This is a genomic window from Vagococcus proximus, from assembly GCF_029143285.1.
GTDB lineage: Bacteria > Bacillota > Bacilli > Lactobacillales > Vagococcaceae > Vagococcus_D > Vagococcus_D proximus.
On sequence record NZ_JAPDSH010000002.1, the window covers coordinates 264,619 to 277,090 of the forward strand.

Annotated in this window: 16 protein-coding genes; 14 read left to right on the plus strand and 2 right to left on the minus strand. The window is 36.3% G+C overall.

Translation table 11 applies throughout. The features are described from left to right. Positions 1-63: 63 nt before the first annotated feature. The 11 genes from OL233_RS03830 (at position 64) to recN (ending at position 9,117) form a co-directional block, all read left to right on the plus strand. Complete coding sequence (locus OL233_RS03830; RefSeq protein ID WP_275471041.1) at positions 64-1,128, plus strand: M24 family metallopeptidase; 1,065 nt, start codon at positions 64-66, stop codon at positions 1,126-1,128. Positions 1,129-1,219: 91 nt separating this feature from the next. Then, entirely contained in the window at positions 1,220-1,777 is a 558-nt protein-coding gene (gene efp / locus OL233_RS03835; protein WP_275471042.1) for an elongation factor P, read from the plus strand. Between the two features lie 19 nt (positions 1,778-1,796). Then, complete coding sequence (locus OL233_RS03840; protein ID WP_275471043.1) at positions 1,797-2,219, plus strand: Asp23/Gls24 family envelope stress response protein; 423 nt, start codon at positions 1,797-1,799, stop codon at positions 2,217-2,219. Then, on the plus strand, positions 2,212-2,661 hold the full coding sequence (gene nusB / locus OL233_RS03845; protein WP_275471189.1) for a transcription antitermination factor NusB: 450 nt from the start codon (positions 2,212-2,214) through the stop codon (positions 2,659-2,661). The genes OL233_RS03840 and nusB overlap by 8 nt, the downstream gene beginning before the upstream one ends. Before the next feature lie 109 nt (positions 2,662-2,770). Continuing rightward, on the plus strand, positions 2,771-3,601 hold the full coding sequence (gene folD / locus OL233_RS03850; protein WP_275471044.1) for a bifunctional methylenetetrahydrofolate dehydrogenase/methenyltetrahydrofolate cyclohydrolase FolD: 831 nt from the start codon (positions 2,771-2,773) through the stop codon (positions 3,599-3,601). A 23-nt stretch (positions 3,602-3,624) separates the two neighbouring features. Then, positions 3,625-4,980, plus strand: coding sequence for an exodeoxyribonuclease VII large subunit (gene xseA, locus OL233_RS03855; RefSeq protein ID WP_275471045.1), 1,356 nt, complete (start codon positions 3,625-3,627; stop codon positions 4,978-4,980). Then, entirely contained in the window at positions 4,980-5,210 is a 231-nt protein-coding gene (locus OL233_RS03860; RefSeq protein WP_275471046.1) for an exodeoxyribonuclease VII small subunit, read from the plus strand. Before xseA ends, OL233_RS03860 begins: the two co-directional genes overlap by 1 nt. Next, entirely contained in the window at positions 5,211-6,098 is an 888-nt protein-coding gene (locus OL233_RS03865) for a polyprenyl synthetase family protein (protein ID WP_275471047.1), read from the plus strand. A 17-nt stretch (positions 6,099-6,115) separates the two neighbouring features. Beyond that, the gene (locus OL233_RS03870) at positions 6,116-6,955 is read left to right on the plus strand and encodes a TlyA family RNA methyltransferase (protein ID WP_275471048.1); all 840 of its coding nucleotides are present in this window, start codon (positions 6,116-6,118) and stop codon (positions 6,953-6,955) included. 17 nt (positions 6,956-6,972) lie between these two features. Next, positions 6,973-7,428, plus strand: a complete 456-nt coding sequence (locus OL233_RS03875) for an arginine repressor (RefSeq protein ID WP_275471049.1) — start codon at positions 6,973-6,975, stop codon at positions 7,426-7,428. Between the two features lie 12 nt (positions 7,429-7,440). Beyond that, positions 7,441-9,117 (plus strand): DNA repair protein RecN, encoded by a 1,677-nt coding sequence (gene recN, locus OL233_RS03880; RefSeq protein WP_275471050.1) that lies wholly within the window; start codon positions 7,441-7,443, stop codon positions 9,115-9,117. 31 nt (positions 9,118-9,148) lie between these two features. Here the strand turns inward: recN and OL233_RS03885 are convergent, their stop codons facing one another. Then, entirely contained in the window at positions 9,149-9,262 is a 114-nt protein-coding gene (locus OL233_RS03885; RefSeq protein ID WP_275471051.1) for a DUF4044 domain-containing protein, read from the minus strand. Positions 9,263-9,354: 92 nt separating this feature from the next. Continuing rightward, complete coding sequence (locus OL233_RS03890; RefSeq protein ID WP_275471052.1) at positions 9,355-10,308, minus strand: magnesium transporter CorA family protein; 954 nt, start codon at positions 10,306-10,308, stop codon at positions 9,355-9,357. Positions 10,309-10,540: 232 nt separating this feature from the next. Between OL233_RS03890 and OL233_RS03895 the strand changes: the two genes are divergently transcribed. The 3 genes from OL233_RS03895 (at position 10,541) to rsmH (ending at position 12,463) form a co-directional block, all read left to right on the plus strand. Continuing rightward, the gene (locus OL233_RS03895) at positions 10,541-10,891 is read left to right on the plus strand and encodes a DUF3397 domain-containing protein (protein ID WP_437184399.1); all 351 of its coding nucleotides are present in this window, start codon (positions 10,541-10,543) and stop codon (positions 10,889-10,891) included. 164 nt (positions 10,892-11,055) lie between these two features. After that, positions 11,056-11,487 carry a division/cell wall cluster transcriptional repressor MraZ gene (mraZ, locus tag OL233_RS03900; protein ID WP_126831415.1) on the plus strand — a complete coding sequence of 144 codons (432 nt, stop codon included), beginning with the start codon at positions 11,056-11,058 and terminating at the stop codon, positions 11,485-11,487. A gap of 25 nt (positions 11,488-11,512) precedes the next feature. Next, positions 11,513-12,463 carry a 16S rRNA (cytosine(1402)-N(4))-methyltransferase RsmH gene (gene rsmH, locus OL233_RS03905; RefSeq protein WP_437184402.1) on the plus strand — a complete coding sequence of 317 codons (951 nt, stop codon included), beginning with the start codon at positions 11,513-11,515 and terminating at the stop codon, positions 12,461-12,463. Positions 12,464-12,472 lie beyond the last annotated feature (9 nt).

Below are 12,472 nucleotides of genomic sequence, written 5' to 3' on the forward strand. Positions count from 1 at the left end.
TTAAAAATGTTATTGTTTTGCTATAATGCTAGTAATACTACAAAAAGAAAGAGGGCTACTTTTATGATGAATCGTATTGAAAAGTTAAGAGTTAAGATGCAAGAGGCGGAATTAGAGTCATTTTTAATAACAAGTCCATATAATTTAAGATATTTAACAGGATTTACAGGGACAACAGGTCTAGCAGTTATCACGAAGAAAGAGGCTTATTTTGTAAGTGACTTTAGATACGCTGAGCAAGTTGCAAAGCAATGTCCTGACTACACATTTATTCAAAATATGGGTCCGATTTTTGATGAAGTAGCTAAAATTATTAAATCAGATGGTTTGATTAATATGGCGTTTGAAGAAGAACACATGTCGTTTGCGACGTATACAACATTAGCTGAAATGCTTGAAACAGGATTAGTTCCTGTAGCAGGTATGATTGAAGAACTGAGAGAAGTTAAAGAAGAATCAGAAATGAAAATCATTCGTAAAGCGTGCGAGATTGCTGATAGTGCCTTTAAACATATTTTAGATTACATTAAACCAGGTATGACAGAGATTCAAGTGGCAAATGAATTAGACTTTTATATGCGTTCTTTAGGAGCGACAAGTGTATCATTTGAAACGATTGTAGCAAGTGGGGTGCGTTCAGCTATGCCTCATGGCGTTGCTAGTGATAAAGTTATAGAACAAGGTGACATGATTACGATTGATTTTGGCTGTTACTATGAAGGGTATGTGTCTGATATGACCCGTACGATTGCGTTAGGTGATCCAGGTGAAGAGCTTAAAGAAATCCACCAACGTGTCTTAGATGCGCAGTTAAAGGTTACTGAGGCTGCTAAACCAGGTATGTCAGGCGTTGAGCTTGATGCTGTTGCTCGAGATTATTTTGAGACACTTGGTTGTGCAGAAGCGTTTGGTCATTCTACAGGGCATGGTATTGGTTTAGAAATTCACGAAGGTCCAAATGTATCTCGCATGGCAGAGAAAAAGTTTGTACCTGGTAATGTGATAACTAATGAACCGGGCTTGTACTACCCAGGTGTCGGTGGGGTTAGAATTGAAGATGATATGTTAGTTACTGAAAAGGGAGTAGAAATTTTGACTCACTCACCTAGAGGTCTAATTATTATTTAAGTCTAAACCAACTATTTTACTGATATTCCTAATGACAACACGCCTAGTTTAATGATAAACTAGGGGAGAGTATTTAATTAGGAGGCAGTGTATGATTTCAGTAAATGATTTTAAAACAGGTTTAACAATTGAAGTAGACGGCGGTATTTGGCGTGTAATGGATTTCCAACATGTAAAACCAGGTAAAGGAGCAGCGTTTGTTCGCTCAAAATTAAAAAATTTACGCACTGGTGCGATGCAAGAAAAAACATTCCGTGGTGGCGAAAAAGTTGCCAAAGCTCAAATTGATAACCGTAAAATGCAGTATTTATATGAAAGTGGTGGCAACCATGTCTTTATGGATACTGAAAACTACGAGCAAATCGAATTGCCAGAAGAACAAATTAAAGATGAATTAAAATATTTATTAGAAAATAGCATGTGTAATATTATCATGTATGGTAGTGAAACGATTGGTGTCGATTTACCAAATACAGTGACTTTAGCAGTTAAAGAAACAGAACCTGGGATTAAAGGTGATACTTCTTCAGGTGGTTCTAAACCAGCTATTATGGAGACAGGTTTAGTTGTCCAAGTCCCATTCTTTGTTAATGCAGAGGATAAATTAATTATTAACACGGTAGAGGGATCTTACGTATCACGTGCTTAATCAAAAAGGAGGAGTTCTCATGTCTGAAGAAACATTTGTAATAAATAATGACACTGAAATGATTGGTGGCGATATTGTTATTGCGCCAGAAGTTATCGAGGTAATTATTGGTATTGCGGCCTCAAAAGTTGAAGGTGTTTACGGAATGCGCGGTAACTTAGCATCTAACGTTACTGAACTTTTTGGTAGAGCGTCACATGGTAAAGGTGTCTTCTTAAAAAATGATGAAGATGGTTTGAAAGTAGAATTATATTGTTACTTAAATTATGGTGTTACTGTCCCTAAAGTAGCGCTAGCAATGCAAGAGGCGGTTAAACAACAAGTCTTATACATGACAGATATTGACCTTTCAGAAGTTAATATTCATGTTGTTGGGGTTGTACCTGAGAAATTAGAAGGCCCAAATTTTGACGAATTATTTGATTCAGAAGAGGATGAGTAGAGTGGAATTTACAAGACATGAAATAAGAGAAAAAGCATTACAAGCGTTGTACCCTTTTGATTTTTCTAACGAAACAACAAAAGAAGACGCAATCGCTTATGCTTTAGAGTACAATAACGCTGAGCTAGTTAGTGAAGAAGGCGATATGTTTATTCCGACTTACTTAGACCAACTTGTTGAAGGTGTTTGCTCTCATAAAGAAGAGTTAGATACTTTAATTCAAGATAATTTAAAGAAATGGACATTAGCACGTATTGCTAAACCAGATTTGATCATCATGCGCATTGCTATCTTTGAAATGAAATATAGTCAAGATATTCCAGCGAAAGTAGCGCTAAATGAAGCACTGGAATTAACTAAAAAATATAGTGATGACGACTCACGTAAATTTGTCAATGGTGTCTTATCAAATATTATTAAGAAAGAAGATTTAGAGGGATAACCTCTAAGTTTTCTTTTTTTTATTCTTTATAGGTAGTTTGTCCTAGCTTTATCGAATGGGTTGTTTATGATAAAATGATAGGAAAGACTAATTTGAAAAGAGGGCTAAAATGGGAATGATAATGAATGGTCGCGAACTTGCGGATGAACTGCAATTAGAGATGATTGAAGAAGTAAAAAAAATGCCAGTCAAACCTGGTTTAGTCGTAATGATAGTAGGAGAAAATCCAGCTAGTCAAACATATGTGAAAAACAAAGAACGAGCTGCTGAAAAGATAGGGATTAACTCTAAAATTGAACGTTTGCCAGAATCAATTACTGAAAAAGAACTATTAGAATTGATCAAAAAGTATAATGAGGATAGAGTTTACCATGGTATTCTTGTTCAATTGCCGTTGCCGGCTCATATTGACGAGGAAAAAGTACTTTTAGCGATCGATGCAAAGAAAGATGTAGACGGTTTTCATCCTCTTAATATAGGTAAAATGATGTCGGGTGATGCAGAGTTGATTCCATGCACACCGTACGGGATTATGATGTTATTGAAAAAATATAATGTTTCGTTAGTAGGGAAACACGCTGTTGTTGTTGGTCGTAGTAATATTGTAGGGAAACCAATGGCACACTTATTATTACAAGAGGATGCGACAGTAACCATTACTCACTCTAAAACTAAGGATTTAAAAGCTATTACACAACAAGCAGATGTGTTAGTTGTAGCGATTGGTAGAGGACATTTCATCAATAGTAGTCATGTTAAAGAAGGTGCTGTTGTAATAGATGTTGGGATGAATAGAAGCCCCGAAGGTAAATTGATTGGGGATGTTGATTTCGACGATATGCTTGAAAAAGTGTCGCTAATCACCCCTGTTCCTAAAGGGGTAGGGCCTATGACGATTACGATGTTAATGCGTCAAACAATAGATAATGCAAAAAAATAAAGAGTAAGTGAAGGGGTCATCTTGTGGCGGAAAAGTATTTATCAGTTACAGCGTTAACTAAATATATTAAACGAAAATTTGAAGTTGATCCACATTTAGGTCGCGTCTATTTGACGGGTGAAATTTCAAATTTTAGACCTCGTCCTAATGCTCATCAATACTTTAGTTTGAAAGATGACAAGGCTAAGATCGGTGCTGTGATGTTTAAAGGTGCTTATCAAAAATTGAAGTTTCAACCTAAAGAAGGAATGAAGGTTTTGGTAGTTGGCCGAGTGTCTGTTTATGAAGCGAGTGGTAATTATCAAATTACGATTGAGCATATGGAGCCAGATGGCGTGGGTGCTTTGTATCAAGCACTTGCAGAATTACGTGAGAAATTAGAGCGGGAGGGATTATTTTCATTACCTAAAAAAGAGCTTCCGCGTTATCCAAAGCGTGTCGCAGTGGTAACCAGTCCTAGTGGCGCAGTTATACGTGATATTATGACAACGGTTAAGCGCCGTTACCCCATTGCGCAGCTAGTATTATTTCCAACATTAGTTCAAGGGGATAAGGCAGCTCAAAACATCTGTGATAACTTAGATAGAATAGAAGAAATGGGTAATTTTGATACGGTTATTGTAGCTCGTGGTGGAGGCTCTATTGAAGATTTGTGGCCATTCAACGAAGAGAATGTAGCGCGTAAGATTGTTTCGATGAATTTGCCTGTTATTTCTTCAGTGGGTCATGAAACAGATACGACTATTGCTGACCTAGTAGCGGATGTTCGGGCAGCAACTCCGACAGCTGCTGCTGAATTAGCAGTACCTGTTTTATCGGATGAGTTACTTAAAATAAAAGAAAAAGAAAACAGACTGGTTAAAAGTTATGTGTATCAACTGGAGAGGCAAAAGCAACGCTTTGCTCGCACTCAAGAATCATTTGTATTCAAGCAACCAGAACGTTTATATGAAGGTTTCAGTGTTAAGTTAGATATGCTCGTTAGACGATTTCAGCAGGAAGGATTAGCCATTGTATCTGGTAAGAAAGAGCATATGATAGAGGTTATAAATAAACTTTATCTACAAAATCCAAGTCGCAAAGTCGAGCAATCCTCACAGCAACTGACTCATAATCGTGCCCAGTTAGAACAGGTCATAAAGGCTTATATGAAACAAAAAGAGATCGATTTAGGTAGGCAAATTCAATCGTTGGATATTTTAAGTCCTCTCAAAACAATGAGCAGAGGATATACCTATGTGACAACCCCGGATAAATTGTTAACATCGGTTTCTGATTTGGAACAAGATGATGTGGTGACGCTGCATTTTAGTGATGGTGAAGCCGACGTATCGGTAAATGAGATAAGAAATAAGACGGATGAAAGTGAGGAGAAATAATGGCTAAAAAAGAAGAAATGACATTTGAAGAGTCTATGATGGCATTAGAGTCGATTGTAAGAGAATTAGAACAAGGTGATGTTCCATTGGAGCAGGCTTTAGATCATTTCCAAAAGGGGATTGAGTTAAGTAAAGTTTGTCAAGAGACACTAACAAATGCAGAAACGACTTTAACTAAAATTATGACAGAAACGAATGAAGAAGTCGTATTTGATGAGAGTGGTAATTAGATGACTAAAGAGAGCTTTTCGAAAGAGTACTTACCTTATGTGATGTCAGAAATAACAAATGTTTTAGAAAAGAATGCATCCGAACGAACTCTATTTGAAAGTATGTCTTACTCGTTAGAAGCAGGTGGTAAGCGTCTACGTCCTTTATTACTATTAGCGACGATTGATTTCTTTGGCTCAACACTTTCAAAAGGTCACTTTCAAATTGCAGGTGCCTTAGAAATGATTCACACATATTCTTTAATTCACGATGATTTACCAGCGATGGATAATGATGAACTAAGACGAGGGAAGCCTACTAACCATATTGTATACGGTGAGGCTCTTGCTATTTTAGCGGGAGACGGTTTGCTTACAGAAGCGTTGCATCTAGTGGCTATTAGTGACTTATCTAGCACGCAAAAAGTATGGTTAATGACAGAATTGACAAAAGCATCTGGATCAAAAGGTATGATTGGTGGACAAGTTGGTGATATAGAAGGCGAGAAAACAATACTGACTTTAGAAGAACTTCAAGCTGTTCATGAGAAAAAAACGGGTGCTCTAATTCATTTTGCTGTAGAAGCAGGCTGTTATTTAACTAACCAACCTGAAGCTATTATGGCAGAGATGATGACGTATGCGGATAATTTTGGTGTTGCGTTTCAAATTAAGGATGATTTACTTGATGTATTGGGTGATGAGGCCGAAATAGGGAAGCATACCGGTATGGATGAAGCGTTAAACAAAAGCACCTATACTTCTCTTTTAGGTGTTAGAGGAGCGCAAGAAGCGCTATCGGAGCATTATAATAAAGCTATATGCGCTTTGAATACTGTAAAACATCAGTTAGGAAAAACTGAAGAAATAACGATTTTAGAAGAATTAATTCAGACCCTTATGGGGTAGAGAGTGGTAGAAAAATTATGAAAAAAGAGCGTGTAGATGTATTGGCTTTTAATCAAGGATTGTGTGAAACAAGAGAAAAAGCGAAACGTGCCGTTATGGCTGGTTTGATTTATGATATAAATAATGAGCGTATGGATAAGCCAGGTGAAAAAATAGACGCAGAGATGGAGCTTCACTTAAAGGGTGAAGGGTTGAAGTATGTCTCACGAGGTGGATTGAAATTAGAAAAAGCTTTGGATGTATTTAAGATTGATATAAAAGGCAAACAGTTGCTTGATATTGGCTCATCTACGGGAGGTTTTACTGATGTAGCACTTCAAAATGGTGCTGTGATGAGTTATGCCTTAGATGTCGGATACAATCAATTAGCTTGGAAATTACGTCAAGACGAACGTGTTGTCGTTATGGAACGTACTAACTTCAGATATTCTAAACCAGAAGATTTCGAAAAAGGTTTACCGGATATTGCGAGTATTGACGTATCATTCATTTCACTAAAACTTATTTTACCTGTATTGAAATCGATATTAAAAGCAAATGGTGAAGTTGTTGCGCTAATTAAACCTCAATTCGAAGCTGGGAAAGCTTTAGTTGGGAAAAATGGAGTGATTAGAGAAGCGAGTACGCATCGTTTGGTATTGGAGAAAATGTTAACGTTTATGAATGAAGAAGGCTACAACATTGTGGGCTTGGATTATTCACCGATTAAGGGTGGAGAAGGTAATATTGAGTTTTTAGCTTATCTAAAATGGCCCGGCTTAGGTAAAGAAAAAGTTGAAGAACTTGATATTGAGAAGATGGCAGCAGATATCGTTGAAAAAGCACATACTGAATTGAAGGTAAAAGCTGAAGGTTAGATGTAGGGGAGGCTAATATGAAGAAAATAGAACGCCAACGACTTTTGAGACAGTTGATTAAGGAACGCCGCATTCAAAAACAAGAAGAATTTGTGGAATTACTTAATGAACAAGGAGTAGAGGTAACCCAAGCGACGGTGTCTCGAGATATTAAAGAGATGAATCTGATTAAGGTAAGCCAAGCGGACGGCAGTTTTTTTTATAGTTTACGAGAAGATACAGGAGAACCTGATCGTCAGCGTTTGAATAAAATGCTTAAGCAATCCGTAATATCTGTAGCTCTAATGGATAAGTATATTTCGCTTAAAATAGTACCAGGAAGTGCTGTTGCGCTAGGTATTGTCTTAGAAAGCATTTATGAAAAAGCTCTTTTTACATTGATAACAACAGATGATAAAGTGTTAATGATTTTTTTTGAAGAAGAAAAAGCTGCTGAGGTTTCTTCGATGATAACGCAGTGGCTATACGGATAAGAGGTGTTTAGGATGTTGCAAGAACTGGCGATTGAAAATTTTGCGATTATTTCAGAATTAAATGTATCATTTAATGAAGGGATGACGGTTTTGACTGGTGAAACAGGCGCAGGTAAATCTATTATAATTGATGCGGTAGGCTTGTTAGTTGGTGGTAGAGGTTCTGCTGATTATATCAGACAGGGTGCAGCTAAGTGTTTGTTAGAAGGGCAATTTTTTGTTAAACGTAACGAAAAATTAGATGGATTATTAGATGAGTTGGCGATTGAAGCATCTGATAATACTTTGATTTTATCGCGTGAAATTACTCAAAGTGGTAAAAATACCTGTCGAGTTAACGGGAGATTAGTTAATACATCTAAGCTTAGAGAAATTGGAAGCTATCTAGTGGATATACATGGTCAAAACGAGCATCAAGAGCTCATGCAAGCAGATACTCACTTAGGGCTTTTGGACCATTATGGAGCTGATTCTCTAGGTGATGTGAAAGCAGCGTATCAAACTGTTTTTGAGGGGTATCAAGATGTGCGTAAAAAGCTTAAAAATAAGCAAACGACTGAAAAAGAATTTGCGCAACGTATGGATATGTTGGAATTTCAGTCTCAAGAAATAGAAGCTGCAGAATTAATAGTAGGGGAAGAAGAGTCATTACTTGCTGAACGTTCTAGGTTAGTAAATTTTCATAAAGTAGTTAGCGCATTAAAAAATACTTACGAGACATTAGCAGGTGGTGAAGCGAGTAGTCTTGATGCTATAGGTTATGCTATGAATGAAATGCTAGAAATTGAGAGTTTAGACGATGATTATTTGGAAATTTCAGAAACTGTAAAAAACAGTTATTATCAAATTCAAGAAGCGGCTAATAGTGCTTTACGATTGGTTGATAACTTAGAGGTGGATGAAAGCCGAATAGATGTTGTGGAGCAACGTTTAGACTTGATTAGACAGTTGAAGCGTAAATACGGAGAGTCAGAAGAGTTGATTCTGAATTACCTTGAAGAGATTACTAAAGAAATTCGTGAGTCTCTTGCGTTTGAATCTAAAAATGAACAATTAGAGGCGGAGTTGAAACAGTATGAAATAGAATTGGCTGACTTGTCAGAGCAGCTAACTACTCTAAGGAAACAAGCGGCTCTTGATCTAGAGAAAGCCATTTTAGTTGAATTAGGTGGTTTGTACATGGATAAGACTGTTTTTGAAGTTCGTTTTAAAGAAATGTCAGGTACTTACACATCATCAGGAAAAGATGATGTTGAATTTTATATCACAACCAATCCAGGAGAACCCTTGAAACCCTTAGTTAAAGTTGTATCTGGTGGTGAGTTATCACGGGTTATGCTTGCTCTTAAAACGATTTTCTCTAAATCTCAAGAATTAACAAGTATAGTATTTGACGAGGTGGACACGGGGGTTAGTGGTAGAGTAGCTCAAGGAATTGCTAATAAAATTCATCAGATTTCTAGTCAATCCCAGGTATTGTGTATTACTCATTTACCACAAGTTGCGGCAGTGGCGGATACACAGTATTTTATTGAGAAAGTTGTAAATGATGAGCGGACAACAACATCACTTAGAGAGCTGTCTAATGAAGAGCGTGTGATGGAAATCGCAAGAATGCTTGCAGGTGATGAAATAACTGATCTAACTAAAGAACATGCAAGAGAACTACTAATGTTGGCTTCAAAATAAAAAACATTCCCTAGGGAATGTTTTTTATTTTTTATAGAACAGACATTACAGCGCCTAATACTGCTGAACCAACCATTGCGACTAGCATGATCCAGATTACAACTTTAGTGATTTTAGCAAAAGTACTTGTTTTTTTCTTTTCCAAAAAAATTACACCTCGTTTACCAATTAAATATGACGTTTAAAAAACGCTCTCGCAAGTAGTTTACACCTTTTCAAGAGCAGAGTGCAAGCGTATTAGAAAAATTTCTTTTTCTTTAATATCCAAATTGTAGCGATACTGCTGATAACTATAAGGAACATAAGAATCCAGAATGCGTTAGTATCATTTGAAAATGGTAAGCGGACGTTCATGCCGTAGATTCCACCTACTAAGGTTGGGATAGTTAAGATGATGGTAATTACAGTTAATAGTTTCATTACGATATTCATGTTATTACCAACAATTGCAGAGAACATACTCCCTAGTTGACCTAGTAGCTCCGCTTGAATTTTACCAGAAGCTAAGGCTTGTTTTGTTTCAATGATAATATCGTAAAGAGCAACTGAACCTTCTTTTGTTGTCATAATAATCTTTGACTCATAAGTACGTTGTAAAACAGATAAATTTTGCTCAAGAGCTGAATCAAAGTAAACTAGACTTTTTTGCATATCCATCAATTCGAATAATTGCTTGTTTTCTGTAGCAAGGTGTAGTTCACTTTCTAAGCGATCCGTTTCATATTTGATACCTTTAATATGGTGATTAAATAAATCGGAAAAAGACCAAGCGAGTTGTATCGCTATTTTTTCTGTAGTAGGTAATGGAGAGTTAAAAGCACGGCCTTTTTCAAGTTCATGTCTGAAATTAAAATCACCTTTACAACTAGTGATAAGTAGATGTGGTGTTAGTATGATACTGAATGGTAAGGCTTCAAATTGTACAAATCCACTGGGGCTTGTAATTTCTTTTGGGTACTGTAGTAAGAGTAAAATGGGTTTGATTAATTCATTTTGCACAGGCGCCTCATAACGTGAAATTTCTTGATTATCAAGTACGGCAGAAAGATAGTCTTGTGGAAATTCGTAGTCTCTTGAAAGTGAGGCGATTTCTTCTGGTGTTGGATTTTGGACATGTATCCAGTGCAGAGGTGTTGTTCCATTTGCTTCCAAAATTTTATTGTCTGATGTTACATAAAGCGATTCTATCATGTATTATTATCCTTTCTGATACAATATCTTACCTAATATACTACACAAATACTGTTATTCAAGCAAATTAAAGCTTAAAGTATATCTGGAATTTGCTATAGTAAGCATTCGAATTTTGTAGTACAATAACAAGCGTGAAGTCGGAGTGCTGTGTGCGCAAAGCGAATAGTTTTTTCGCATTATTAATGATGAAAAAGAGAAAGGAATTTTTTGCATGAATGGAATGCCTTTTATGGTTATATTTTGGTACATATTTCCAGTAGTATTGTTATTTGCAAGTAATTTTGTAGTTCAAACGTTATCGTTAACGAGGCGGTTTAACATTAAATCACCAGATATCGCAACGCCATTCTTGTTAATGGGTATCCAAGCGTTATCGTTAGATACTTATCAAAAGTCTGCTGTACCATATGTTGTTATATTGATGTTATTAGTAGGAATTAGTGTCGCGTTGGGGCATGCTTATTATTATGGTGATATTCAATATAAACGTTTCTTTAAGATTTTCTGGAGAATTGTTTTTCTCTTAACATTTGTTTTGTATTTCTTACTAATTTTATTAAATATCTTTAGTTATTTATAAGAGAAAAAACTCCTATTCCTTGTTTAAGGAATAGGAGTTTTTTTTAATCTGAATGATAAGTCTTCCGTGGTAGAGAAAAGTGTGTTTTTTTTGAGGAATTGTGGTAGAAAGTGGGGGAATGTGGTAGACTATTAATATTAAGTGGGTAAGTGGGGTAATCTATCATGTTTATGGGTGAATTCAAACATAATATAGATCCAAAAGGTCGACTGATCATGCCTTCGAAATTTCGTGAAGAACTTGGCGAAAAATTCGTTGTAACGCGTGGTATGGACGGCTGCTTATTTGGCTATCCCCAAGACGAATGGGTTCAATTCCAAGAAAAAATTCAACAAATGCCCATTGGTAGAAAAGAAGCCAGAACCTTTACGCGTTTCTTTTATTCAGCAGCTACAGAATGTGAGCTTGATAAACAAGGGCGTATTAACTTACCACAAACATTGAGAGCACATGGTGATTTAGAAAAAGAGTGCGTTATTATTGGTGTTGCGAATCGTATAGAGATTTGGGCACAAGAGAAGTGGGAAGAATTTTCTAGTGAAGCTGAAGAAAATTTTGATGAAATAGCTGAAACAATGATAGATTTCGGTTTTTAAAAGATAGAAAGGAGGGATAAAGATGATGAAAGAATTTAATCACACAACTGTTTTATTAAATGAAACAGTAGATATGTTAGATATCAAAGAAGATGGAATTTACATTGACTGTACGCTAGGTGGTGCAGGACATAGTAGTTATTTATTGTCGCAATTATCAGAAGAAGGTCATCTTTATGCCTTCGATCAAGATCAAATTGCAATTGATAATGCTAAAGTTAAATTAGCTGAGTATGTGGAAAAAGGAATGGTTACTTTTGTAAAGTCCAATTTCAGATACCTTGAACAAGAGATGTCTTCGCTAGGAGTTAGTGAGGTGGATGGGATTTTATATGATCTCGGAGTATCATCCCCACAATTAGATGAAGCTGAACGTGGCTTTAGTTATCATCAAGATGCCCCTCTAGATATGAGAATGGATCAGGATAGTCCGTTAACGGCACGAGATTTGATTAATGAGTATGATTATCACGAATTAGTAAAAATCTTCTATCGTTATGGAGAAGAAAAATTTTCTAAACAAATTGCACGAGAAATTGAACGCGTTAGACAAATTAAACCGATTGAGACAACTGGTGAATTAGTAGAAATTATTAAAGATGTCATACCAGCGCCAGCTAGACGTAAAGGTGGGCATCCTGCCAAGCGAGTTTTCCAAGCAGTGAGAATAGCTGTTAATGATGAACTTGCGGTTGTTGAAGAGTCTTTGGAACAAGCAATAAGAATTCTAGGAAAAGATGGGCGTATTAGTGTTATTACTTTTCATTCTTTAGAAGACCGTATTGTGAAAACAATATTCAAAGAATATAGTCAACCAAAAGATACACCGCCTGGTTTACCTGTTATCCCAGACGAGTTCCAACCTATATTAAAATTAGTAAATAGAAAACCGGTACTACCTTCTGATGAAGAGTTAGAAGCGAATAATAGAGCGAGAAGTGCAAAATTAAGAGTGGCGGAAAAAAATAGAGTATGAAAGGGAGGG